The organism is Paracoccus panacisoli (assembly GCF_042435015.1).
GTDB lineage: Bacteria > Pseudomonadota > Alphaproteobacteria > Rhodobacterales > Rhodobacteraceae > Paracoccus > Paracoccus panacisoli.
In genome coordinates this window covers 61201-86340 of the sequence record NZ_JBHMQU010000047.1, presented here as the reverse complement: position 1 = coordinate 86340, position 25140 = coordinate 61201, and the positions used below count along the sequence as shown (strand labels likewise).

At 71.5% G+C, this 25140-nt stretch carries 19 protein-coding genes and 1 pseudogene; 14 read left to right on the top strand and 6 right to left on the bottom strand.

All coding sequences use genetic code 11. The features are described 5' to 3' along the window. Positions 1-8 precede the first annotated feature (8 nt). Complete coding sequence (locus ACFHYO_RS10900) at positions 9-2288, bottom strand: NADP-dependent malic enzyme (RefSeq protein WP_036710357.1); 2280 nt, start codon at positions 2286-2288, stop codon at positions 9-11. Between the two features lie 178 nt (positions 2289-2466). Here ACFHYO_RS10900 and ACFHYO_RS10895 point away from each other — a divergent pair. The 3 genes and pseudogenes from ACFHYO_RS10895 to ACFHYO_RS10885 form a co-directional block, all read left to right on the top strand. After that, positions 2467-3204 (top strand): annotated as a pseudogene (locus ACFHYO_RS10895) (amino acid ABC transporter substrate-binding protein); the annotation flags it as partial. Positions 3205-3382: 178 nt separating this feature from the next. Continuing rightward, positions 3383-4033 carry an amino acid ABC transporter permease gene (locus tag ACFHYO_RS10890; protein WP_036703018.1) on the top strand — a complete coding sequence of 217 codons (651 nt, stop codon included), beginning with the start codon at positions 3383-3385 and terminating at the stop codon, positions 4031-4033. Then, positions 4030-4782 carry an amino acid ABC transporter ATP-binding protein gene (locus ACFHYO_RS10885; protein WP_168782949.1) on the top strand — a complete coding sequence of 251 codons (753 nt, stop codon included), beginning with the start codon at positions 4030-4032 and terminating at the stop codon, positions 4780-4782. Before ACFHYO_RS10890 ends, ACFHYO_RS10885 begins: the two co-directional genes overlap by 4 nt. A 24-nt stretch (positions 4783-4806) precedes the next feature. Here the strand turns inward: ACFHYO_RS10885 and ACFHYO_RS10880 are convergent, their stop codons facing one another. Next, positions 4807-5649 carry a 2-keto-4-pentenoate hydratase gene (locus ACFHYO_RS10880; RefSeq protein WP_394320392.1) on the bottom strand — a complete coding sequence of 281 codons (843 nt, stop codon included), beginning with the start codon at positions 5647-5649 and terminating at the stop codon, positions 4807-4809. 186 nt (positions 5650-5835) lie between these two features. Between ACFHYO_RS10880 and mutS the strand changes: the two genes are divergently transcribed. Next, positions 5836-8472, top strand: coding sequence for a DNA mismatch repair protein MutS (gene mutS, locus ACFHYO_RS10875; RefSeq protein ID WP_394320390.1), 2637 nt, complete (start codon positions 5836-5838; stop codon positions 8470-8472). 19 nt (positions 8473-8491) lie between these two features. Here mutS and ACFHYO_RS10870 read toward each other — a convergent pair whose 3' ends face one another. Further along, positions 8492-9238 (bottom strand): DUF1013 domain-containing protein, encoded by a 747-nt coding sequence (locus ACFHYO_RS10870; RefSeq protein ID WP_394320388.1) that lies wholly within the window; start codon positions 9236-9238, stop codon positions 8492-8494. 168 nt (positions 9239-9406) lie between these two features. Between ACFHYO_RS10870 and ACFHYO_RS10865 the strand changes: the two genes are divergently transcribed. Further along, the gene (locus ACFHYO_RS10865; RefSeq protein WP_394320387.1) at positions 9407-10072 is read left to right on the top strand and encodes a ribonuclease T2 family protein; all 666 of its coding nucleotides are present in this window, start codon (positions 9407-9409) and stop codon (positions 10070-10072) included. Positions 10073-10157: 85 nt separating this feature from the next. On the opposite strand, the gene ACFHYO_RS10860 is transcribed toward ACFHYO_RS10865, so the two are convergent. Beyond that, positions 10158-11147: an NAD(P)H-quinone oxidoreductase gene (locus ACFHYO_RS10860; RefSeq protein WP_394320386.1), complete on the bottom strand. Its 990-nt coding sequence runs from the start codon at positions 11145-11147 to the stop codon at positions 10158-10160. After that, complete coding sequence (locus ACFHYO_RS10855; RefSeq protein WP_394320384.1) at positions 11144-11815, bottom strand: COQ9 family protein; 672 nt, start codon at positions 11813-11815, stop codon at positions 11144-11146. Before ACFHYO_RS10855 ends, ACFHYO_RS10860 begins: the two co-directional genes overlap by 4 nt. Before the next feature lie 100 nt (positions 11816-11915). On the opposite strand from ACFHYO_RS10855, the gene rpsU reads away from it, so the two are divergent. Together rpsU and ACFHYO_RS10845 are read left to right on the top strand one after the other, a co-directional pair. Beyond that, positions 11916-12122 carry a 30S ribosomal protein S21 gene (gene rpsU / locus ACFHYO_RS10850; RefSeq protein WP_011748553.1) on the top strand — a complete coding sequence of 69 codons (207 nt, stop codon included), beginning with the start codon at positions 11916-11918 and terminating at the stop codon, positions 12120-12122. A gap of 194 nt (positions 12123-12316) precedes the next feature. Then, entirely contained in the window at positions 12317-12739 is a 423-nt protein-coding gene (locus tag ACFHYO_RS10845) for an META domain-containing protein (protein ID WP_052175018.1), read from the top strand. On the opposite strand, the gene ACFHYO_RS10840 is transcribed toward ACFHYO_RS10845, so the two are convergent. After that, the gene (locus tag ACFHYO_RS10840; RefSeq protein WP_394320382.1) at positions 12736-14394 is read right to left on the bottom strand and encodes an NAD+ synthase; all 1659 of its coding nucleotides are present in this window, start codon (positions 14392-14394) and stop codon (positions 12736-12738) included. The genes ACFHYO_RS10845 and ACFHYO_RS10840 overlap by 4 nt on opposite strands. A gap of 227 nt (positions 14395-14621) precedes the next feature. On the opposite strand from ACFHYO_RS10840, the gene ACFHYO_RS10835 reads away from it, so the two are divergent. From ACFHYO_RS10835 to uvrC, 7 genes are all read left to right on the top strand, one after another. Beyond that, the gene (locus ACFHYO_RS10835) at positions 14622-16244 is read left to right on the top strand and encodes an MORN repeat-containing protein (RefSeq protein WP_394320380.1); all 1623 of its coding nucleotides are present in this window, start codon (positions 14622-14624) and stop codon (positions 16242-16244) included. Between the two features lie 747 nt (positions 16245-16991). Then, positions 16992-17564: a ubiquinol-cytochrome c reductase iron-sulfur subunit gene (gene petA, locus ACFHYO_RS10830; RefSeq protein ID WP_036705789.1), complete on the top strand. Its 573-nt coding sequence runs from the start codon at positions 16992-16994 to the stop codon at positions 17562-17564. Positions 17565-17573: 9 nt separating this feature from the next. Further along, on the top strand, positions 17574-18899 hold the full coding sequence (gene petB / locus ACFHYO_RS10825; protein ID WP_394320378.1) for a cytochrome b: 1326 nt from the start codon (positions 17574-17576) through the stop codon (positions 18897-18899). 752 nt (positions 18900-19651) lie between these two features. Continuing rightward, positions 19652-20509 carry a cytochrome c1 gene (locus tag ACFHYO_RS10820; protein ID WP_269429107.1) on the top strand — a complete coding sequence of 286 codons (858 nt, stop codon included), beginning with the start codon at positions 19652-19654 and terminating at the stop codon, positions 20507-20509. Between the two features lie 135 nt (positions 20510-20644). Next, complete coding sequence (locus tag ACFHYO_RS10815) at positions 20645-21460, top strand: S49 family peptidase (RefSeq protein ID WP_394320376.1); 816 nt, start codon at positions 20645-20647, stop codon at positions 21458-21460. Between the two features lie 107 nt (positions 21461-21567). Further along, positions 21568-22356 carry an SDR family oxidoreductase gene (locus ACFHYO_RS10810; RefSeq protein WP_394320374.1) on the top strand — a complete coding sequence of 263 codons (789 nt, stop codon included), beginning with the start codon at positions 21568-21570 and terminating at the stop codon, positions 22354-22356. A 397-nt stretch (positions 22357-22753) separates the two neighbouring features. Continuing rightward, a complete protein-coding gene (uvrC, locus tag ACFHYO_RS10805; protein ID WP_394320433.1) occupies positions 22754-24673 on the top strand; it encodes an excinuclease ABC subunit UvrC in 1920 nt (639 codons plus the stop codon). The last annotated feature ends 467 nt before the right edge of the window (positions 24674-25140 follow it).

Genomic DNA, 25140 nt, shown 5'->3' with positions numbered 1-25140 from the left:
CCTGAGGCTCAGCGCACCGACAGCCCGCCTGCGGCGATGGCCGCCATGTGCAGGATGTCGTTGACCGTCGAGCTGGTGGACAGGATCTGGATCGGCTTCGGCACGCCGGTCAGGATCGGCCCGATCACCATCGCGCCCGCCATTTCCTGCAAGAGCTTGACCGAGATCGACGCCGAGTGCCGCGCCGGCACCACCAGCACGTTGGCCGGGCCGGTCAGCCGCGAGAACGGGTATTTCGCCGCCTGCTCGGGGTTGAGCGCGACGTCCACCGTCATCTCGCCCTCATACTCGAAGTCCACGCCCATGCGGTCGAGCACCTTGGGCGCCTCGGCCATCTTGATGGCGCGTTCCGACAGCGGATAGCCGAAGTTCGAGAACGAGAGGAACGCGACCCGCGGCTCCATCCCCAGGCCGCGGGCGACCTGGGCGCCGCGGGTAGCGATCAGGGCGAGGTCCTCGGCCTCGGGCCATTCGTGGACCAGCGTGTCCCCGATCAGCACGATCCGGCCCTTGTGCAGCACCGCGGTGATGCCCACCGCCCCGTCCTGCGGGCGGACGTCGAAGACATGGCCGATCTGCGCCAGAACATGGGCGTTCTTGCGCGTGGCCCCGGTCACCAGCCCGTCGCCGTGCCCGTGCGCCAGCATCAGCGCGGCGAAGATGTGGCGGTCGCGGTTGGCGAGCTTGAAGGCGTCCTCGCGGTCCACCCCCTTGCGCTGCAGGCGGGCATAGAGCGTCTCGTGATAGGCGCGCAGATGCGGGGTCTTGGCAGCGCTCACCACCTCGATCTCGGCCACCGCGTCGGCGAGGCCGGCGGCGGTCAGCTTCTCGGCCACGTCGCCGTCGCGGCCGACGACCAGCGCCCGGCCGAAGCCGCCGCGCTGCCAGGCCACGGCGGCGCGCAGGACGCGCGGGTCGTCGCCCTCGGCGAAGATCATCCGCGACTGGCTGCGCCGGGCGCGGGCGTGGATCGACTGCACCATCGCCGCCGTGGGGTCCATGCGCTGGCGCAGCGTCTGCTCATAGGCCTCCATGTCGATGATCGGGCGGCGGGCGACGCCGGTGTCCATCCCGGCCTTGGCGACGGCGGGCGGGATGACGTGGATCAGCCGCGGGTCGAAGGGCGTCGGGATGATGTAGTCGCGCCCGAAGGTCAGCTTGCGGCCATAGGCCATCGCCACCTCGTCGGGCACGTCCTCGCGCGCGAGCCGGGCCAGCGCCTCGGCGCAGGCGATCTTCATCTCGTCGTTGATCGCGCGGGCGTGGATGTCCAGCGCCCCGCGGAAGAGATAGGGGAACCCCAGCACGTTGTTGACCTGGTTGGGGTAATCCGACCGCCCGGTGGCCACGATGGCGTCCTGGCGGACGGCGTGCGCCTCTTCGGGGGTGATCTCGGGGTCGGGGTTGGCCATGGCGAAGATGACCGGGTTCGGGGCCATCGAGCGCACCATCTCGGGCGTCACCGCCCCCTTGGCCGAGACGCCCAGGAACACGTCGCAGCCGACCATCGCATCGGCCAGCGTCCGCGCCTCGGTCACCGCGGCGTGGGCGGATTTCCACTGGTTCATGCCCTCGGTGCGGCCCTGGTAGACCACGCCCTTGGTGTCGGCCATGATGCAGTTCTCGGGCCGCGCGCCCATCGCCTTGATCAGCTCGAGGCAGGCGATCCCGGCCGCGCCCGCGCCGTTGAGCACGATCTTGCAGTCCTCGATCCGCTTGCCCGAGATTTCCAGCGCGTTGATCAGCCCCGCCGCACAGATCACCGCCGTCCCGTGCTGGTCGTCATGGAAGACGGGGATGTCCATCAGCTCCTTGAGGCGGCTTTCGATGATGAAGCACTCGGGCGCCTTGATGTCCTCGAGGTTGATGCCGCCGAAGGTGGGGCCCATCAGCCGCACCGCCTGGATGATCTCGTCGGGGTCCTCGGTGTCCAGTTCGATGTCGATGGCGTTCACGTCGGCGAAGCGCTTGAAGAGCACCGCCTTGCCCTCCATCACCGGTTTCGAGGCGAGCGCGCCGAGGTTGCCGAGGCCGAGGATCGCCGTGCCGTTCGAGACGACGGCCACGAGGTTGCCCTTGGTGGTGTAGTCATAGGCGGTCTCGGGGCGCGCCGCGATCGCCTCGACCGGGACGGCGACGCCGGGGGAATAGGCCAGCGACAGGTCGCGCTGGGTCGCCATGGGCGTCGAGGGCACCACGTCGAACTTTCCCGGCCGCGGCTCGAGGTGATAGGCGAGCGCCTCCTCGGGCGTGATGCGGGCGCGCGTGCTGCCGTGGCTTTCGGTCATGGTGGTCCCCCCTGATGCTGGCTTCCGCTTACTGCGGCGGCGGGGGCGTCGGCAAATGCTATCCGGTCCTCTCGAACGCCGACGGCGCGGAAGGCCTGTCGCTGCCTGACAGTTTGCGGTAACAGACAGGCAACGCAAGAGACTGCGCGGCCGGCCGCGCGAGACAGAGGACCACAGCATGATCAAATCCCTGAAAGCGGCCACGGCGATCCTGGTGCTGCTGGCTGGCACGGCCTCGGCCGAGACGATCCGCGTGGGGATGTCGGGCCAGTATTTCCCCTTCACCTTCACCCGCAACAACCAGCTTCAGGGGTTCGAGGTGGACGTGCTGAACGCCGTCGGCGCGCGCACCGGCGACACGGTCGAGTTCGTGACGATGGGGTTCTCGGGGCTGGTCGGGGCGCTCGATTCGGGGCGGATCGACACGATCGCCAACCAGATCACCATCACCCCCGAGCGCGAGGCGCGGTTCACCTTCACCCGGCCCTATGTCTATGACGGCGCGCAGGTCGTGACCCGCAAGGGCAACGACGCGGTCACCGGGGTCGAGAGTCTTTCGGGCAAGACCGTCGCGGTCGACCTCGGCTCGAACTACGAGCAGCTGATGCGCGAGCGGCCCGACGCGGCCGACATCCAAATCAAGACCTACGAGGGCAACATCGCGCAGGAAACCGCGCTGGGCCGGGTCGATGCGTTCGTGATGGACCGGGTCAGCTCGGTCCAGCTGATCCGCGAAAGCGGGCTGCCGCTGCAGCTCGCCGGCGCCCCCTTCAGCGAGATCCGCAACGCCCTGCCGTTCCGCAGCGACGAGGCCGGGCGGGCGATGCGCGACAAGGTGGACGGCGCGCTCGAGGCGCTGGCGGCGGACGGGACGCTGACCGAAATCAGCGAAAAATGGTTCGGCACCGACATCACCCGCCCCGCGACCGGCGCCGACAACGCCGTGGTCCCGGCCGAGGGCGACGCGGTGGCGCCCGCCGCCGAGGCCGCCCCGGCTGCCGCGCCCGCTGCCAACCCGGCCCCGGCCCCGGCGGCGGGCACCGCTCCGGCGGCGACCAACTGACGGACCGGACCGGGTGATCGACCTCGGCTACATGGCAGGGCTGTTCCCGGTCATCCTCGGCTATGTGCCGCTGACCGTGGCGATGGCGGCGGGATCGATGGCGGGGGCGCTGGTCCTGTCGTCGATCCTCGCGGTGATCCGGGTGCTGCGCGTCCCCGTGGCGCATCAGCTCGCGGGGGTGTTCATCAGCTTCTTCCGCGGCACCCCGCTGCTCGTGCAGCTGTTCCTGTTCTACTATGGGCTGCCGCAGGCGGTGGCGTTCTTCACCCGCATCGACGGAATCACCGCGGCGATGCTGGGCCTGACGCTGCATTTCTCGGCCTACATGGCCGAGAGCCTGCGCGGCGCGATCCTCGGCGTCGCCCGCGACCAGTGGGAGGCCGCGCGCTCGGTGGGCATGACCGAGGTGCAGACCATGCGCCGGATCATCCTGCCGCAGGCGGCCCGGGTCGCGGCCCCGACGCTGATCAACTATTTCGTGGACATCCTGAAATCGACCTCGCTCGCCTTCACTCTCGGCGTGACCGAGATGATGGGCGCGGCGCAGAAAGAGGCCGCGGGCAGCTTTCGCTATCTCGAGGCGTTCCTGACCGTCGCGGTGATCTATTGGGTCATCGTCGAGGCGCTGAGCCGGGTGCAGAAGGCGCTCGAGGTGCGGCTGGGCCGCGGGGTCCGGGCATGAGCGGGGCGCCGCAGCCCGCCGCCGCCGTCACCGGGCTGGTCAAGCATTTCGGCGCAGGCCCGGTGCTCAATGGCATCACGCTGAGCGTGGCGCCCGGCGAATGCGTGGCGGTGATCGGGCCGTCGGGCACCGGCAAGTCCACGCTCTTGCGCTGCTGGAACTTTCTCGAGCGCGCGACCGCCGGGCAGGTGTCGGTCGGCGGGCTGACCCTCGACGCGGCCACCGCGCGCCGTCCCGAGATCCTCGCCCTGCGCCGCCGCACCTCGTTCGTGTTCCAGAGCTATGCGCTGTTTGCCAACCGCACCGCGCGCCAGAACATCGCCGAGGGGCTGGTCGTGGTCCGTGGCGTCCCGCGCGACGAGGCCGAGGCGCGCGCCGACGCGATCCTGCGCGACATCGGCCTGGGCGACCGCGGCGACGCCTATCCCTCGGCGCTGTCGGGCGGCCAGCAGCAGCGCGTGGGCATCGCCCGTGCCATGGCGCTGGAAGCCGACCTGATGCTCTTGGACGAGCCGACCTCGGCGCTCGATCCCGAGTGGGTGGGCGAGGTGCTGGCCCTGATGCGGCGCGTGGCCGAGGGCGGGCAGACGATGGTGGTCGTCACCCACGAGATGCAGTTCGCGCGCGAGATCGCCGACCGGGTGGTGTTCATGGACGGCGGCCGCATCGTCGAGGAAGGGCCGCCGGAGCTGATCTTTTCCGCGCCGCGCGATCCGCGCACGCAGGCGTTCCTGCAGCGGGTGCTCTAGTCCGCCGCCGTCAGTCCGCCACCGTCACTCCGTCAGCGTCGCCGCGACGTGCATGGTCTTGCCGCCGACGCTGTAATCGGCGCTGAGCGACTGCCCCGGCTTCGCCGGCGTCAGCGCCGAAAGCGACCCGAGCGAGATCGCGTCGCCGGGCGCCAGCGTCACCCCCTGGCCGACCAGCCACAGCACCACGTCGAGCGGGTGGCCGAGCAGCATCTCGCCCTTGCCCTGGGCCACGGTATTGCCGCCTTCCTTGAGGTCGACGGTCAGCGCCGCGAGGTCGGCGACCGGGTCCGCGAGATCGGCGATCTTGACGCCCGTCCCCTCGACCCCGCGCCACGGCATCACCCCATAGGCCGCCATCAGCAGGCCGGTGGGCGCGAGCCCCTTGGTCAGCGCCATGTCGGGGATCTCGATGAACGGCACCACCTCGTCCAGCGCGGCCGCGGCCTCCTCGCGCGTCTTGGCGCTGTTGATCGCGGCGTCCTTGACGGTCACGATCAGGTCGGCCTCGAAGAACGGCGCGCGCGAGCCCTTCATCGAGACCGCGGCGCCGTCCGTCTTGATCATGTCGGCGAACAGCTGGCCCGCGACCGGGGCGGTGACGCCGAACTTCTCTTGCGCGGGTTTCGAGGTGAAGCCGACCTTCCAGCCGACCGGCTTGCCCATCGCGCCCGCCAGCGTGGCGCGGTAGGTGGCATAGGCGCAGGCGGCGTCGGCCATGCTGTTCAGATGCAGGTCGCCCACCCGCTGGCCGTTCAGCCAGCCGTGCGCCGCGTCCGCGACCACGGGGGGCGGCGGGCAGACGGCGAGGGCGGGGCCGGCGGCGAGCACGGCCGCCAGCGTCAGGGCGAGTTTCGTCGGGGTCATCGGGAAGCCTCCTCACTTCGCGGATGGTGGGTGAGTGGTGGCAGGGCGGGGCGCCTCTGTCTACAGCGCCGCGCGGCGGGCGGGTGCTGCCGGGTATTTGGGCCGGAACGACGCCACTCGGTTTCCCTTGCCCCGGCGCGGCACTAGAAGCGGTGAAAGCCCCTCCCAGCCGCCCCGGACCCTGCGATGACCGACCAGCCGACCCCGATGATGGCGCAGTATCTGGCGATCCGCGCCCAGCATCCGGGCGCGCTCTTGTTCTATCGCATGGGCGATTTCTACGAGATGTTCTTCGACGACGCGGTGGCGGCGGCGGCGGCGCTGGACATCGCGCTGACCGCGCGGGGCACGCATGAGGGCAAGCCCATCCCGATGTGCGGGGTGCCGGTCCACGCCGCCGAAAGCTATCTGCTGACGCTGATCCGCAAGGGCTTCCGCGTCGCCATCGCCGAGCAGATGGAGGACCCGGCCGAGGCGAAGAAGCGCGGCTCGAAGTCGGTGGTGGCGCGCGACGTGGTGCGGCTGGTCACGCCCGGCACGCTGACCGAGGATTCCCTGCTCGAGGCGCGGCGGCACAACTTCCTCGCCGCCTTTGCCGTGGTCCGCGACGAGGCGGCGCTGGCCTGGGCCGACATCTCGACCGGCGCGCTGCGGGTGGCGCCCTGCGCGCCCGCGCGGCTGGGGCCGGAGCTTGCCCGCCATGCCCCGCGCGAGCTGCTGGCGGTCGAGGGCTCGGGGCTGGACGAGATCGCCCGCGAGGCCGGGGCGGCGCTGACCGAGCTTTCCCCCGGCAGCTTCGATTCGACCGCCGCCGTGCGGCGGCTGACGGCGCTGTACGGGGTCGAGACGCTGGACGGCTTCGGCCAGTTCACCCGGGCCGAGCTGGCGGCGCTGGGGGCGATCGCGGATTACCTTGACCTCACGCAGCGCGGGCGGATGCCGCGGCTGGCCCCGCCGGTGCGCGAAAGCGGCGCCGGGACGATGGCCATCGACGCCGCCACCCGCCGCAACCTCGAGCTGACGCAGGCGCTGTCGGGCGGGCGCGAGGGCTCGCTTCTGGCCGCGGTGGACCGGACCGTGACGGCCGCCGGTGCGCGGCTGCTCGAGCGGCGGCTGTCCGCGCCCTCGCGCGATCTGGCCGAGATCCGGCGCCGCCACGCGGCCGTGGCGACGCTGGCCGACGATCCCGCCCGCGCCGAGGCGTTGCGGGCGGCGCTGGCTTCGGTGCCCGACCTCGACCGGGCGCTCTCGCGGCTGGCGCTGGACCGCGGCGGGCCGCGCGATCTCGGCGCGATCCGGGCCGGGCTGGCGGCGGCGGCGCGGATCGCCGACATCCCCGGCGCGGCGGACCCCGCGCTCGACGCCGCGGCGGGCGATCTGGGCGGACACGAGGCGCTGGTGGCGCTGCTCGACGCGGCGCTGGTGGCCGAGCCGCCGCTGCTCGCCCGCGACGGCGGCTTCGTGGCGGCGGGGTTCGACGCCGATCTGGACGAGACGCGCGCCCTGCGCGACGAGGGCCGCGGTGTGATCGGCCGGATGCAGGCCGACTATGCCGCCGACACCGGCATCGCCAGCCTGAAGATCAAGCACAACAACGTGCTGGGCTATTTCATCGAGACCACCACCACCCATGCCGAGCGGATGCTGGCCCCGCCGCTCAACGCCCGCTTCATTCACCGCCAGACCACCGCGAACCAGATCCGGTTCACCACGGTCGAACTGTCCGAGTTGGAAACCCGCATCCTCAACGCCCGCGACCGGGCGCTCGAGATCGAGCGCGGCATCTTCGCCCGGCTGGTCGGCGCGGTGCTGGGCGAGGCGGGGCGGATCGGGGTGACGGCGCGGGCGCTGGCCGAGATCGACGTGACCGCCGCCTGGGCCGATCTGGCGACGGGCGAGGGCTGGACCCGGCCGGTGGTCGAGGACAGCCGCGCCTTCGAGGTCGAGGCGGGGCGGCATCCGGTGGTCGAACGCGCGCTCCGCCGCAAGGGCGAGCCCTTCGTGGCCAACGACTGCGCGCTGACCGCGGGCGAGACCCCGGCGATCTGGCTGCTGACCGGGCCGAACATGGCGGGGAAATCGACCTTCCTGCGGCAGAACGCGCTGATCGCGGTGCTGGCGCAGGCGGGCGCCTTCGTCCCCGCGGCGCGGGCGCGGATCGGGCTGGTGACGCAGCTTTTTAGCCGCGTGGGGGCGGCGGATGACCTCGCGCGCGGACGCTCGACCTTCATGGTCGAGATGGTCGAGACGGCGGCGATCCTCAATCAGGCCGACGCCGGCGCGCTGGTGATCCTGGACGAGATCGGCCGCGGCACGGCGACGTGGGACGGGCTCTCGATCGCCTGGGCGGTGCTCGAGCATCTGCACGCCCAGAACCGCTGCCGGGCGCTGTTCGCCACCCACTACCACGAGCTGACGCAGGCGGCGGCGCGGCTGCCCGGCGTCGAGAACGCTACCGTGGCGGTGCGCGAGTGGGACGGCGAGGTGGTGTTCCTGCACGAGGTCGTGCGCGGGGCCGCCGACCGCAGCTACGGGGTGCAGGTGGCGCGGCTGGCGGGGCTGCCCGCCTCGGTGGTGGAGCGGGCGCGGGCGATCCTCGCGGCGCTCGAATCAGGCGCGCGTGAGGGGAAGGGACGGCCCGCCGCGCTGATCGACGACCTGCCGCTGTTCGCCGCGGCCCCGCCGCCGGTCGCCGCGCCGGTGCGGGCGGCGCCCTCGGCGGTCGAGGCGCGGCTACGCGAAGTCAGCCCCGACGCGCTCTCGCCGCGCGAGGCGCTGGACCTCGTCTATGCGCTGGTGGCCGAGCTGCCGCCGGAGGGGTGAGCCCCGCGCGGCCGCGACCTCAGCGGCGGGTGTCCTCGTCCTCGTCGTCCTCGCCCGCGTCGTCACCCTCGGGCAGGTTGAAGAAGCTGTCGGCATCGACCGACGGCTCGGGCTTGTCGTCGCGGGTGAGGGTGAAGTTCTCGAGCCCGGCGATGGACGAGGGCAGGCGCGGCTCTTCGGTCATCCCGAGGCTCGATTCGGTCGAGACGAGCTTGCGCCGCTCGTCGTCGGACATGACCTCGGGCTTGGACTTCGCGGCCTTCTGCACCGCCGCGTCGAGTTCCGACTGCCGGCAGAGGCCGAGCGCGACCGGGTCGATCGGCTGGATGTTCTGGATGTTCCAGTGGCTGCGGTCGCGGATCGCGGCGATGGTCGGCTTGGTGGTGCCGACGAGGCGGCTGATCTGCGCGTCGGTCAGTTCCGGGTGGAACTTGACCAGCCACAGGATCGCGGCCGGGCGGTCCTGACGCTTCGAGAGCGGCGTGTAGCGCGGGCCGCGGCGCTTTTCCTCGCCTTCGGCGGCGGGGTTGTGCTTGAGCTTGAGCTTGTAGGCCGGGTCCTTCTGGCCCTTCTCGATCTCGCCCTCGTCAAGCTGGTTCGAGGCGACCGGGTCGAAGCCCTTGACGCCCGCCGCCACGTCGCCGTCGGCGATGCCCTGGACCTCGAGCTCGTGCATCCCGCAGAAATCCGCGATCTGCTTGAAGCTGAGGGTGGTGTTGTCGACCAGCCAGACGGCGGTGGCCTTGGCCATCAGCGGCTTGTTCATCGGTTGCTCCTTCGCAATAACCATCGACCGGGAAACCGGGGCGGCCCGCCCGGGTGCCGGGGTCGCGGCCATTCCTCAATCTCGGGGGAATTGCCGTCCCATATAGGATTTCGCGGCGGCGGATTGAACCCCCTTTTTCAACGCCCCCGCCCCGCCTAGGCTGACGGGATGAATGCCCGTTTCCCCCTCGCCGCAGCAGCCTTTGCCGCTGTTGCCGCCCTGACCGCGCCCTTTCTGACCGCGCCCGCCGCGCACGCGGGCGATGTGGCAGGGCAGTTCGACTATTATGTCCTTGCGCTCAGCTGGTCGCCCTCGTGGTGCGCGACCGAAGGCCAGGGCCGGAACGAGCCGCAATGCGACCCGCGCCGCCGGACCGGCTTCGTCGTCCACGGGCTCTGGCCGCAATACGAGCGCGGCTGGCCCGCCAACTGCGCCACGCCCGAGCGCGACCCCTCGCGCCGCGAAAGCCAGGCGATGGCGGATGTGATGGGGTCGGGCGGGCTCGCCTGGTACCAGTGGCAGAAGCACGGGCGCTGCTCGGGCCTGTCGGCGCAGGGCTATTATCAGGCGGTGCGGGATGCGGCGGCGGCGGTGGCGATCCCGCCGGTGTTCCGGATGCTGCCCCGCGACGTGCGCCTGCCCGCGCCGGTGGTCGAGGATGCGTTCATCGCCGTGAACCCCGCGATGGGGCGCGACGGGATCACCGTGACCTGCGACGGCGGGCGGGTGGGCGAGGTCCGCATCTGCCTGACCCGCGACCTTCAACCCCGCGCCTGCGCCCCCGATTCGCGGCGCGACTGCCGCGCCCCGATGCTGATGGAGGCGCCCGGCTGAGCGGGCGGGAGCCTCCGGCGGGGATATTTAAGTCCAGCCCGAGGGGGGCACGGCAGCGCCTGAGGACGGCCGCCGTGCCGCAGGCTTATCCGGCCACCTTGAGCACGATCTTGCCGATGTGGTCGCCGCCCTCCATCCGGCGGTGGGCGGCCTCGGCATCGGCGAGCGGGAACTCGCGGTCCATCACCGGGCGGAGTTGCCCTGCGGCAACCATCGGCCAGACGTGGCTGGCCAGCTCGGCCGCGATCCCCGCCTTGGCGAGGTCGGACTGGGGCCTGAGCGTCGAGCCGGTGATGGTCAGCCGCCGGGTCATCAGCGGGGCGAAGTTGATCTCGGCCTTGGGGCCGCCGAGGAAGGCGATGAACACCAGCCGCCCGTCGTCGGCCAGCGCCTTGAGGTCGCGGGCGATGTAGTCGCCGCCCACCATGTCGAGGATCAGGTCGGCGCCGCCCTCGGCCGCGAGGACCTGGACGAAATCCGCCTCGCGGTAGTTGATGGCCGTGGCGCCGAGCGCTGCGCAGGCGGCGCATTTCTCGGCCGATCCGGCGGTGGCCCAGACGCGGGCGCCTAGCGCGCGGGCGATCTGGATCGCGGTGGTGCCGATCCCCGATGAGCCGCCGTGGACGAGGAACCGCTCGCCCGCCCGCAGCCCGCCGCGCATGACGACGTTGGACCAGACGGTGAAGCAGGTCTCGGGCAGGCAGGCGGCCTCGGCCAGGCCCAGCCCCTCGGGCACCGGCAGGGCGTGGTCGGCGGCGGTCAGCGCGTATTCGGCGTAGCCGCCCCCCGGCAGCAGCGCGCAGACGGCGTCCCCCACCGCCCAGCGGGTCACGCCGGGACCGATCGCCGCGACATGGCCCGAACATTCGAGCCCCGGCAGGTCCGAGGCGCCGGGCGGCGGGGCATAGGCGCCCATGCGCTGCAGCACGTCGGGCCGGTTCACCCCGGCATAGGCCACGCGGATCAGGATCTGGCCCTGCCCCGGCGCCGGCACCGGCCGGCGGCGCAGGTCCAGCACCCCCGGCCCGCCCGGCTGGGCGATGGCCACCACGTCCATCTCGTGCGGGAGGCTCATGCGTCACCCCGCGGGCTCTCGGGGCGGTAGCCGGGCGCGGGTTGCGGTGCGGGTTTCCTGATCCAGCCGGTGGCGAGGTCGGTCATCGCCCCCACCCCCGGCAGCTTGCGGACCCCGGCCTTGAGCTTCTCGAACCGCATCACCCCGTCGATGCGGCGGTCGATGAAGGCTGCGGTGTCGAGGTTTCCCTCGGAGCTGTCGCCCAGCCAGTAGAGCACCACCGCCCCCCAGACCGAGGCGAGCGTGGCGCGCTTGGTCCACCAGTTCACGTCCTCGGACGGATCGCCGAGCCCGGTCCAGATCGTGTCCGCCGTCTCCCACACCAGCCGGGCGCCGAGCGGCGCGTTCGGCGGCAGCGACAGGACCGCGGCCCCGGCGCGCACCAGCTCGGGGTCGGCAAGCTCGAGGCGCTGGCGCATCGCCGCCGTGATCCGGTCGCGGATGCGCCCCTGCGGCGGGTGCGCGGCCAGCGCTGCGGCCAGTGCCGCGTCCGCGCGGCGGTGATAGGCCGCGGCCAGCGCCGCCCCGCCGCCGGGGAAATGCACGCGGGCGAGTTCCGGCGCCATGCCGATGTCGCGGGCGCCGGCGATCAGCGCGCGGTCGTTCATCCCCTCGAACGGGACATGGGTCAGCGCCGCGTCGAGCAGCCGGTCGCGGTCGTCTTGCATGGGCAAGGCTCCTCAGGGTGGACAAGGGCGACCGGCTGCGCTAAGGCGCCCCGGTCCTGCAATTCGATCAACTCTAACCTAGGAAGGTGGTGACAACCACATGCAGGTGAGCGTTCGCGACAACAACGTCGAACAGGCGCTTCGTGCCCTGAAGAAGAAACTTCAGCGCGAAGGGGTCTTCCGCGAAATGAAGCTGAAGCAGCATTTCGAGAAGCCGTCGGTCAAGAAGGCCCGTGAAAAGGCCGAGGCCGTGCGCCGTGCCCGCAAGCTGGCCCGTAAAAAGGCCCAGCGCGAAGGCGCGCTGTAAGGGCGCGTCCGGCGGGCCGCGAGGTCTCCCGACCATTCGGGGACACGCCGGTCCGGCGACAGCGAAAGCCGAAGGATCAGAAAGACCCCCGTGGCCCCGCCGCGGGGGTCTTTCATCACGCGAAATCACGCAGTTGCGTCGTGACAGCGCGGCCCGGCCGGGGCACCGTGGCGGCAGTCAGCGGAGCCTGCCCCATGCGTCTCACCCAACAACTCGTCTCCCACCCGGTCGTGCTGGCGCCCCTGGCTCTCGCCGTGCTCGCCGCCTGTGCGGGTGGCGGGGTCGCGGGAGGCGGCGGGGCGGGCACCGGGTTCGACGGCACCTATACGCTGAGGGAAATCGTGGGGGTGCCGATCCAGGGCACCGCCGATCTGACCATCGCCGGGCAGGCGGTCTCGGGGCAGGGGCCCTGCAACCTCTATCACACCACCAACCGCGCCGACTGGCCTGCGGTCGATCTCGCCCCCATCGCCACCACCCGCCGCGCCTGCCTGATCGAGGGGGGCGAGGCGGCGTTCTTGGCCGCGCTGGCGCAGGTCACCCGCGCCGATCCGGTCAAGGGCGGGCTGGAGCTTGCAGGCCCCGCCCGCCGGATGATCTTCGACGCGGCGCGCTAGCTCTCGTCGCGCCAGCGGTTGACCAGCGGATAGCGCCGGTCGAGCCAGAAGGCGCGCGGCGAGACGCGCGGCCCGGGCGCGGCCTGATAGCGTTTCCACTCGCTGATGTAGATCAGCCGCTCGACCTTCTTCACCGTGTCGCGGTCGTGGCCCTCGGCCACGAGGTCGGCCACCGAACGGTCGCGCTCGATCAGCCCGGTCAGGATCGAATCGAGCACCGGATAGGGGGGCAGCGAATCCTCGTCCTTCTGGTCGGGGCGCAGCTCGGCCGAGGGCGGCTTGGTGATGACGCCGGGCGGGATGACCTCGCCCGCAGGCGCCGCCATCCACGGGCGGTGGTTGGCGTTGCGCCAGCGGCAGGTCTCGAACACGCGGGTCTTGTAGAGGTCTTTCAAGGGGTTATAGCCCCCCGCCATGTCGCCGTAGATGGTGGCATAGCCGACCGCGACCTCGGACTTGTTGCCGGTGGTCAGCAGAAGCTCGCCGAACTTGTTCGAGATCGCCATGAGCAGCAGCCCGCGCAGCCGGGACTGGACGTTCTCCTCGGTCACGTCGGGGCGGGTGCCGGCCATCACCCCGGCGAGCGCGTCCGAGACGGCGGCGCGCGGCCCGTCGATGGGGATCGTGTCTATGCGGATGCCGAGCCGGCGGGCCAGATCCTCGGCATCGTCCAGCGAATGCTGGCTCGAGTATTCCGAGGGCATCCGCACCCCGCGCACGTTCTCGGGCCCCAGCGTGTCGGCGGCGATGGTGGCGACCAGCGCCGAATCGATCCCGCCCGACAAGCCCAGCAGCACCTTGGAGAAGCCCGACTTCCGCAGGTAATCCCCGAGGCCCACGCAGATCGCGCGGTAGTCCTGTTCCCACGCATCGGGCTGCGGGATCATCTCGCCCCGTTCGGCCCGCCAGCCTTCGGCGGTGCGGGTGAAATCGACATGGACCAGCCCCTCGTCGAAGGGGGCCATCTGCACGACCTTGTGCCCGCCGGGGTTCAGCACGAAGGACGCGCCGTCATAGACCTGATCGTCTTGGCCGCCGACCATGTTGACATAGGCGAGCGGCAGCCCGCTTTCGTGCACCCGCGCCACCATGTGGCCCATCCGCAGGTCCAGCTTGTCGCGGTGATAGGGGCTGCCGTTCGGCACGATCAGGATCTCGGCCCCGGTCTCGGCCAGCGTCTCGGTCACCGGCTGCCACCACGCATCCTCGCAGATGGGCGAGCCGATGCGGACCCCGTTCACCACATAGGGCCCGCTGATCGGCCCGGGATCGAAGAGCCGCAGCTCGTCGAAGAGCTGCTTGTGCGGCAGCTCGTGCTTGGTGATCCGCGCGGTGATCCGGCCGCCCTGCAGGATCAGGTAGCAGTTGTAGAGCTTCTCGCCCTCGACCCACGGGCCGCCGATGCCGAGGGCCGGGCCGTCGGCGCAGTCGGCGGCGAGGCGCTCGACCGCCGCCATGGCGTCGCGCAGGAAGGCGGGCTTCAGCACCAGGTCCTGGGTCTGGTAGCCGGTGATGAACATCTCGGGCAGCGCCACCATGTCGGCGCCCGCCGCGCGCGCGGCGGCAAAGGCCGCGCGCGCCTTGGCGGCGTTGCCCGCCAGGTCGCCCACGGTGGCGTTGAGCTGGCCCATGGTCAGGCGGAAACGGTCGGTCATCGGCGGGTCCCTCAATTCTCGGCGCGAGACTAGGTCGGGCGTCGGCCGAGCGAAAGCCCGCCCGGCGCGTCCCGCATCCCTGCATCTTTTCCGGCACCAATACCCCCGCCAGAGGCGTCCGGCGGCGCCGTCCGCACCGCGCCCGGGCTTTGCGTCCAGCCGCCCTTTCGGTTACATCCCGCAGGGACGGCGGGCGCCAGACCCGCGAGCAGCAAGGGCAAAGGGCGATGAAACCTGCACTGATCGCCGCGGCGCTGGCCGCCGGGCTGTCGCTGGGCCAGGCCCCGGCCCCCGCCACCGCGCAGGACGCCGCGGTCGTCACCAAGACCTACGATGACGGCGGCGTGTACGAGGGCACCTTCCGCAACGGCCGCCAGCACGGGCGCGGCAGCTACACGCTGCCCTCCGGCTACCGCTACGAGGGCGACTGGGTGGACGGCGAGATCCTGGGCCAGGGCCGCGCGGTCTATTCCAACGGCTCGGTCTACGAGGGCGCCTTTGCCAAGGGCAAGCCGAACGGGCGCGGCAAGATCACCTATGCCGACGGCGGCACCTACGAGGGCGACTGGCTGGACGGCGAGATCACCGGGCAGGGCAAGGCCGTCTATGCCAACGGCTCGACCTACGAGGGCGGGTTCCGCAAGGCGCTGCACCACGGCAAGGGGCTGCTCGTGCAGTCCACCGGCTACCGCTACGACGGCGACTGGGTGGACGGCGCCAAGGAGGGGACGGGCAAGATCACCTATCCCGACGGCTCGGTCTACGAGGGCGGGATGCTGGGCGACCTGCGCGCCGGGCAGGGCAAGCTCACCATGCCCGACGGGCTGGTCTATGAAGGCGGCTGGGCGGCCGGGCAGATGTCGGGCCGCGGCCGGCTGGTGCAGGCCAACGGCGACATCTACGACGGCACCATGGTCGCCAACCGCCGCGAGGGGCAGGGCCGGGCGGAATACGCCGACGGCGACCTCTACGAGGGCGGCTTCCGCGCCGACAAGCGGCACGGCGAGGGCGTGTTCAGCGGCCGCGACGGCTATGTCTACCAGGGCGGCTGGGTCGACGGCCGGATGGAGGGGCAGGGCCGCATCCAGTACCCCGACGGCTCGGTCTACGAGGGCACGCTCAAGGCCGACCAGCCGGACGGCAAGGGCAAGATCACCTACCCCGACGGGGCCAGCTACGAGGGCGACTGGGTCGCCGGCGCGATCGAGGGGCAGGGCAAGGCGCTTTACGCCAACGGGCTGGTCTACGAGGGCGGCTTCCGCGCCGGGCGCAACGAGGGCCAGGGCCGGATGAGCAACCCGGACGGCTATCTCTACAACGGCGCCTGGAAGGACGGGAAACGCCACGGCGAGGGCCAGGCCAGCTACGTGGACGGGACCGCCTACACCGGCAGCTTCGTCGACGGCCAGCGCGAGGGGCAGGGCGTGCTGATCACCAAGGACGGGTTCCGCTACGAGGGCGGCTGGAAGGACGGCGAGATCGACGGCGAGGGCACCGCGACCTACACCAACGGCGACGTCTACACCGGGCATTTCGTGGGCGGAAAGCGGCAGGGCCAGGGGACGATGCGCTACGCCTCGGGTCGGGTGGCCGAGGGCGCCTGGCAGGACGACAAGCTGACGCCCCCCGAGGGCAGCGTGCCCGCCGCGGGCGCGGCCACGGACGAGGCGACGCAGGCGACGCCGGACTCGAGCGCCGAGCCGGAGGCGCCTGCGCCGGGTCCGGGCGCGGCCGCGACGGAGGAGAGCGGCGAGGGGGCGGCCGGCCCCGCCGCGTCGCCCTCGCCCGGCAGCGACGCGGGACCGGCCGCGACCGAGCCCGTCGATCCGAACGCGGACCCGCGGGGGTGATTGCGCCGGCGTTGGCCGCGGGGGTTTGTGACCGGGTAGGGGTAGGTGTGCCGGTGGCAAGGGCTACCGCCGGGCGCTAGTCAGCGCCGGCCCAACTCCTTTTTCCTTACGCGGCGTGGGGTGCGGGCCAGCGGGTGCGCTGCGCTGCACAAGCGAGCGCAGGAGCGCAGCCCAACCATCGCGGCCCTAACACGGCGATGCTCACCAGTCATGCGGCCAACAGCCAGCCGTTCGTGGCCGCCAACGCTTTCATCGGCAGATCGAGCCGGACGCCTCCATCCATGCCCACGTCGTGAACCCGCGACCGTGATGCTGAGGACCGCGCTGCGGGGCCGCACCGGCGCGGCCCGCGAGTCCCACCTGACCACCCCTTGAATGGCAGAGCTGCCGGCGCAGCTGGCGCCCTCGGGGCAACCGAGGCCGAAGCCGCACCCCCGGTCCAACCTCCGTGTGCGGCGTAGAATCGGCCGAGCGGCAATGCCATTCGTCGCTGGACAGAACAGAAACCCGCTCCAACCGCGGCCCAACCGCCCCGCCCTGACCCCGCCACGCCGGCCCGGCCGCGCGCGCGTTACACAGCGTCCCAAATCCCACACCTGCGGCCAAATGCGTCAGCAAACAGCCCGCAGGCCGCTGGACTGACACAATCTTGATCGCTAGAACCGCGGCTGCGAAGGCTGCCTGTGGGCGGCCCGACTGTCGATTGAGGCAGGGCCCACCGCCCCGGCCCCGAATTGGAGAATGACCGTGTCCCACGCAGACCATCCCGCAGGAGACCACGGCGCCACCCGGAGGGACTTCCTCTATTACGCGACCGCCGGCGCTGGCGTGGTTGCGGCGGGCGCGGCCGGCTGGACCCTGATCAACCAGATGAACCCCTCGGCCGACGTGCAGGCGCTGTCCTCGATCCAGGTGGACATCAGCGCCGTCGCCGAGGGCACGCAGCTGACCGTGAAATGGCTGGGCAAGCCGGTCTTCATCCGCCACCGCACCGCCGACGAGATCGAGCGCGCCCGCGCCGACGACGGCGCCGCGCTGATCGACCCCCTGGCCGAGAACGCCAACAAGCCGGGCGAGCCCGCCACCGACGCCAACCGCGCCCTCGACGAGGAAGGCAAGTGGCTGGTGATGATCGGCGTCTGCACCCACCTCGGCTGCGTGCCGATCGGGGACGGGGCCGGCGACTTCGGCGGCTGGTTCTGCCCCTGCCACGGGTCGCATTATGACGCCTCGGGCCGCATCCGCCGCGGTCCGGCGCCCCAGAACCTGCATATCCCCGTCGCGTCCTTCGTGAACGACACCACCATCAAGCTGGGCTGAGGAGCGACAATGTCCGCCGGTATTCCCTCCGATCACTACGAGCCCAAGTCCGGGTTCGAGCGCTGGCTGCACCGCCGCCTGCCCGTCGTCGGCCTGATCGTCGATTTCGTCACCCTCCCCACCCCCAAGAACCTCAACTGGTGGTGGATCTGGGGGATCGTGCTGACCTTCTGCCTCGTGCTGCAGATCGTCACCGGCATCGTCCTGGCGATGCACTACACCCCGCACGTCAGCCTCGCCTTCCGCTCGGTCGAGCACATCATGCGCGACGTGAACGGCGGCCACATGCTGCGCTACCTGCACGCGAACGGCGCCTCGCTGTTCTTCCTCGCCGTCTACATCCACATCTTCCGCAACCTCTACTACGGCAGCTACAAGGCGCCGCGCGAGGTGACGTGGATCGTGGGGATGCTGATCTACCTCGCCATGATGGCGACGGCGTTCATGGGCTACGTGCTGCCCTGGGGGCAGATGTCGTTCTGGGGCGCCACGGTGATCACCGGCCTCTTCGGCGCCATCCCCGGCATCGGGCCGTCGATCCAGGAATGGCTGCTCGGCGGGCCGGCGGTGGACAACGCCACGCTCAACCGCTTCTTCTCGCTGCACTACCTGCTGCCCTTCGTGATCGCGGCGCTGGTCGTCGTCCACTTCTGGGCCTTCCACACCACCGGCAACAACAACCCCACCGGGGTCGAGGTGCGCCGCACCTCGCGTGAAGAGGCCGACCGCGACACCGTCCCGTTCTGGCCCTACTTCGTGATCAAGGACCTGCTGGCGCTGGTCGTGATCCTGGTGGTGTTCTTCGCCGTCGTGGGCTTCATGCCGAACTACCTCGGCCACCCCGACAACTACATCGAGGCGAACCCGCTGGCGACGCCCGCGCACATCGTGCCGGAATGGTACTTCCTGCCGTTCTACGCGATCCTGCGCGCCTTCACCGCCGACGTGTGGGTGGTGCAGGCGGTCAACTTCCTCTCGTTCGGGATCATCGACGCCAAGTTCTTCGGCGTGCTGGCGATGTTCGGCGCGATCATCGTGCTGGCGCTGGTGCCGTGGCTCGACACCAGCCGGGTCCGCTCGGGCCGCTACCGGCCGCAGTTCAAGTGGTGGTTCTGGCTGCTGGCGATCGACTTCGTCATCCTGACCTGGGTGGGGGCGCAGCCGGCCGAGGGGATCTATCCCTACATCGCGCTGGCCGGGGCGGCCTACTGGTTCGCCTACTTCCTCGTGATCCTGCCGATCCTCGGCGTGGTCGAGCGGCCCGAGCCGATGCCGGCCTCGATCGAGGAAGACTTCGACGCCCACTACGGGCCTGCCGCTCACCCCGCCGAATAAGGAGAAGGCGCGAGATGTCCCTGAGAAACGTTACGCTCACGGCGGTCGCGGCCCTGTCCTTCGGGATGGCGGCGCACGCCCAGACGACCACGATCACGGTCCCCCTGACCGAGCCCGGCGCCGCGGCGCCGGCGCCCGCGGGCCCCGGCACCACGGTCACGGTGACCGACGGCGCCCAGACCGTCACCACCACCCCGTCGGCGCCTGCGCCGGCAGCGGTTGAGCCGGCAACCCCGCCGGCCGTGACCACCACCGCCCCGGCGGCCGAGGCTGCCCCGGCGGCGACCCCGCCCGGCGTCGTGGTCGAACGCGGCGCCTCGGCGCCCGTCACCCCGGTCGCGCCGACCACCGCCGAGCCGGTCCCGGCCGGCGGCGTGACCCCGGCCAGCCCGGGCGCCACCGCCGACGCCGCCACCAGCGCGACGGCCGAGGTGCCCGCCAAGGCCGCCGACCCGGCCGAGGCTGCGGCGACCACCGAGACCGGCACCGCCGCGACCGAGATGTCGCCGGCGACCCCCACCGCCACCCCCACCGCGGGTGAGCCCCCGGCCGCGCCGGGCGAGGGCCTGCCCTCGGACGCCACGGCCGCGCAGGTCGATGCGCCGGTTCCGGTCACCCCGCCGGTCACGGGCGACGCCGCCCCGGCCACGGCCACCCCGGCCGAACCCGCGGCACCCGCGCCCACCGCGGACGCGCCGGCGGCCCCCGCGACCGAAACGGCCGTGGTTCCCGCCGAAGAGGCGCCGGCCGCGATCCAGTCGGGCGAGACCGCGCAGGTCGAGCCCGCCGCGACCGACACCGGCGCCGCGACCGAGGCTGCCGCCCCCGCCGACGGCCACGCCGCCCCGGCCGAGGACGCCGCCGCGGCCCATGCGCCCCACCAGGTCATCCACGACGTCGCCTTCAGCTTCGAGGGGCCGTTCGGGAAGTACGACCAGTTCCAGCTTCAGCGCGGCCTGCAGGTCTACACCGAGGTCTGCGCCGGCTGTCACGGCATGAAGCAGGTGCCGCTGCGCACCCTGCATGACGCGGGCGGCCCCGGCCTGCCCGAGGATCAGGTCCGCGCCTATGCCGCCGCGATGAGCGTCATGGATCCTGAGACCGGCGAAGAGCGTCCGCGCCTGCCCACCGACTTCTTCCCGACCGTCTCGGGCGACGGGATGGGGCCGGACCTGTCGCTGATGGCCAAGGCGCGCGCGGGCTTCCACGGCCCCTACGGCACCGGCATCAGCCAGTTCGTCCGCGGCATCGGCGGGCCCGAGTACATCTACTCGATCCTGACCGGCTACACCGGCGAGACGAAAGAGCAGGCGGGCACCACCTTCTACGAGAACCACGCCTTCCCGGGCGGCTGGATCTCGATGCCCCCGCCGCTGGCCGACGACCAGGTGACGTTCGAGGACGGCTCGCCCGCCGACCTGCACAGCGCCGCCAAGGACATCTCGGCGTTCCTGATGTGGACGGCCGAACCGAAGATGATGGCGCGCAAGCAGGCGGGTCTGGTCTCGGTGCTGTTCCTGATCGTGCTGTCGGCCTTGCTGTACCTGACCAACAAGCGAATCTGGTGGCCGATCAAGCACCGCGACGACGTGCCCGGCGACGGGCGCTGAGCGGGCGGCACCCTCGCCAACGGCCGACACGATGTGCGGACACGCCCCCTCGCGGGGCGTGTTTGCGTTTGGGGCGGCCCGCGATCTGCGCGCGCGCGGGTTGCCGCGCGGCCTGCCCGCGCCTATCTGCGAGCCATGCGCGTCCCCCTTCTCTCGCGGCTCTGGCCGTCCCGTCCCGTGGTTTCGGTGATCCGCCTGCAGGGCGCGATCGGCATTCCCGCGCGCCACGGCGCGGCCGGGCTGTCGGATGCCGGCCTCGCCCTGCTGCTCGAGCGCGCGTTCCGGCGCGGCAAGCCGGTCGCCGTCGCCATCGCGCTCAACTCGCCCGGTGGCTCGCCGGTGCAGTCGGCGCTGATCGCCGCCCGCATCCGGCGTCTGGCCGAAGAGACGAATGTCCCCGTCCATGCCTTCGTTGAGGATGTCGCGGCCTCGGGCGGCTACTGGCTCGCCACCGCGGCCGACACGATCTGGGCGGACGACTCGTCGGTGCTGGGCTCGATCGGGGTGATCTCGGCCGGGTTCGGCTTCGCCGACCTGATCCAGCGGCACGGGATCGAGCGCCGCGTCCACACCGCCGGGCGCTCGAAATCGTGGCTCGACCCGTTCCGCCCCGAGACGCCCGAGGACGTGGCGCGGCTGAACCGGCTGCTCGAGCCGATCCACGAGAGCTTCAAGGCCCAGGTCCGCGCCCGCCGCGGCGACCGGCTGGCCGCCGACCGCGACCTCTTCAACGGCGAGGTCTGGGTCGGGTCCGAGGCCGTGGCGCTGGGGCTTGCCGACGGGATCGGGCATCTCGAACCCACCATGCGCGGGCTGTTCGGCGACCGAGTGCGGTTCCGCAACTACAGCCAGCGGGTGCCGTTCCTGCGCCGCTTCGGCATCTCGGCCGAGGATTTCATCGACGCCGCCGGCGCGCGCGCGTCCTATGCGCGGCTGACGCCGGGGGGATGAGTCGATGCTCAAGGCGGTGATCCTGTTCCTGCTGATCATGGCGGCGATGGCGCTGGCCTTCGGGCCGGGCTTCCGCCGGCTGATGGCGCGTCTGCTGGGGTTGCCCCGTGGCCGTTGAGGGCGCGGCGCTGGTCACCGGCGGCGCCCGGCGGCTCGGCCGGGCGATGGCGCTGGCGCTGGCCGGTCGCGGCCACGACGTGGCGATCCACTACGACCGCTCGGCCGCCGAGGCCGAGGCCACCGCCGCCGAGGCCCGCGCCCTCGGTGTCCGGGCGGCGGTGTTTCAGGCCGACCTGCTGGACGAGGCGGCGACCGCCGCGCTGGTGCCTCGCGTCACGGCAGAACTGGGCCCGCTCGGGGTGCTGGTCAACAACGCTTCGATCTTCGAATACGACACGCTGGCAAGCGCCACCCGCGAAAGCTGGGACCGCCACGTTGGCTCGAACCTGCGGGCGCCCTTCGTGCTGACCCAGGCCTTCGCCGCCCAGCTGCCCGAGCCGCCGCCGGTGACGGGCGAGCCCGAGGCGCACGGGCTGGTGGTCAACATGGTGGACCAGCGGGTGCTTAAGCCCACGCCCGAGTTCATGACCTATTCGCTGGCCAAGGCCGGGCTCTGGGCGCTGACCCGGACCGCGGCGCAGGCGCTCGCGCCGCGCATCCGGGTCAACGCCATCGGTCCGGGGCCGACGATGCAGGGCGCGCGGCAGAGTGCCTCGCACTTCGCCCGCCAGCGCGCCGCGACCATCCTCGAGCGCGGGGCGGATGCCGACGACATCGTCGCCGCGCTGCTCTATCTGCTCGACGCGCGGGCGGTCACGGGGCAGCTGATCTGCGTCGACGGCGGCCAGCATCTGGGCTGGCAGACGCCCGATATCCTCGGCGAGCCGGTGCCATGAGGGCCGCCGCCGAGTCGCAGCGCGACGTTTTGTCCACCCCTCACGGGGTCGTCACCGGGCCGTCATGAATCTTGTCGCGGAATCAGGGGTTTGTCGCAGCCTGATAAAATAATCAACCAAAACAAAGACCTGCAAACGTGCCTAAATATTAGTCAAACCGTTTGCCGCCTTGGATTCGCTGGCCGGGGCATCATCGCTCCGCAGCCGCTCCACAGGGTTATCCACAGAAACCGTGGAACACTCCGGGGTTGCAATTACCCTCCGATTGCCGGGGGATCAGGGAATCACTCGAGCCGCCGCCATGACCGCCAGACCGCCCGCCCACGACCCCGAAACCGGGCCCGCCGAGGCCGATCCGACGTCTCCGCCGGGCGATGGCGCGGGTGAGGTCGGCTGGATGTCCCCGGCCCCTGACAGCCCGGCCGAGATCCCGGCAGCCCCCGCCACCGATCAGGCCCCGGCGCGTCCGGCGCTCACCGGCCATCGGCTGATCCAGGACTACTGCCGCCGGCTCGACTCGAGCCCCGGCGTCTACCGGATGCTCGATGCGCAGGGCGCGGTGCTCTATGTCGGCAAGGCGCGCAACCTGAAGGCGCGGGTGTCGAACTATGCCCGGCCGTCCGGCCACTCGGGACGCATCGCCCGGATGATCCGCGACACCGCGTCGATGATGTTCCTGACCACGCGGACCGAGACCGAGGCGCTGCTGCTCGAGCAGAACCTCATCAAGCAGCTCAAGCCGCGCTACAACGTGCTGCTGCGCGACGACAAGTCGTTCCCGAACATCCTCGTCGCCAAGGACCACCCCTTTCCGCAGATCAAGAAGCACCGCGGCGCGCGGTCGGAAAAGGGCGACTACTACGGCCCCTTCGCCAGCGCGGGGGCGGTGAACCGGACGCTGAACCAGTTGCAGCGGGTGTTCCTGCTCAGGTCCTGCACGGATGCGACGTTCTCGGCCCGGACCCGTCCCTGCCTGCTCTACCAGATCAAGCGCTGCAGCGCGCCCTGCGTCGGGCGGATCGGCGAGGTCGAATATGTGGGCCTCGTCGCCGATGCGGAGCGCTTCCTGCAGGGCCGCTCGACCGCCGTGCAGGCGCGGCTGGCCGGCGAGATGGCGCAGGCGGCGGCGGACATGGAGTATGAGCGCGCCGCCGCGCTGCGCGACCGGATCAAGGCGCTGACCGCCGTGCAGTCGGTGCAGGCCATCAACCCCAAGCGGGTGGCCGAGGCCGACGTGATCGCGCTTTACCTCGACGGCGGGCAGGCCTGCGTGCAGGTCTTCTTCATCCGCGGCAACCAGAGCTGGGGGAACCGCGACTTCTACCCCCGCACCGGCGGGTCGGAATCGCCGGCCGAGATCATGCAGGCCTTCGTCGCCCAGTTCTACGACGACAAGGTGCCGCCGCGGCTGGTGCTCTTGAGCCACCCGGTCGAGGACATGGACCTGCTGGCCGCGCTGCTGTCCGAGCGGGCCGGGCGGCGGGTAGCGATGGGCGTTCCGCAGCGCGGCGAAAAGGCCGAGCTGGTCGAGAACGCGCTGCGCAACGCCCGCGAAAGCCTCGCCCGCCGGCTGGCCGAGAGCGCGACCCAGCGGCGGCTGCTCGAGGGGCTGGCCGAGGCGTTCGACCTGCCCGCCCCGCCGCGGCGGATCGAGATCTACGACAACAGCCATATCCAGGGCACGGCAGCGGTCGGCGGGATGGTGGTCAGCGGGCCCGACGGCTGGGTAAAGAACCAGTACCGCAAGTTCAACATCAAGGGCACCGAGATCACCCCCGGCGACGACTTCGGGATGATGCGCGAGATGCTGACCCGGCGCTTTGCGCGGCTGCTCAAGGACGACCCGGACCGGCAGACCGAGGCGTGGCCGGACCTGCTGCTCATCGACGGGGGCGCGGGGCAGGTCTCGGCGGTGGCGGGGATCCTGGCCGAGATGGGGGTCGAGGACATCCCGCTGGTGGGCGTCGCCAAGGGCCAGGACCGCGACCACGGCAAGGAGGAGTTCCACCGCCCCGGCCGCCGCCCCTTCGCCTTGGCGATGAACGACCCTGTGCTGTATTTCGTCCAGCGCCTGCGCGACGAGGCCCACCGCTGGGCGATCGGCACCCACCGGGCGCGGCGGACCAAGCAGGCGCTGGCCAATCCGCTGGACGAGATCGCCGGCGTGGGCGCGGCCCGCAAGCGGGCCCTGCTGGCCCATTTCGGCAGCGCAAAGGCGGTCGCCCGGGCGGGGCTCGCCGACCTGATGGCGGCGCCGGGGATCTCGGCCACGATGGCGAAGAGCATCCACGATCATTTTCATCCCGAGGGGGGGTGAGGCTGGCGCGTCCGGGACGGTGCTCGGGGTGGGGGTGGTGCGCCTGGTTGTGGGCGCACCCTACGCTTCGGCGGCCGGCTGACGTGGGGCGCTGCTACTGACGGCGCAGCTACGGGCGCTGGGTTAGCCGCCCGGTGATCCAACCCCAGGTGCCGGCGGCCGGCTTGGGTGGGTTGCGGCGACTGACGAATAACCTGCGGACGCTGGCCCAGCCGCCAAGAGACGCCTAGGTGAGGCGAGTGATCGGTTGGCGCCGGTTATTGGGCCTGATTGGTTTGATCTGCGGGGCATGGCTCTGCGCCTGCGCCTCGCCAGGGTGGGCCTGTGCGGCGCCCAGAGCTTCCCGTGAGCGGCTCCCTCTCCCGCGAAACGGGGTCGTCAGGTGGTTTCCCCGTTCGACAAGAGGAGTTGTGCGTGAAGGGACGGCCCGCGCCGCGTGGCCAAGCCCGCAGGCCGTTCTGACCCGG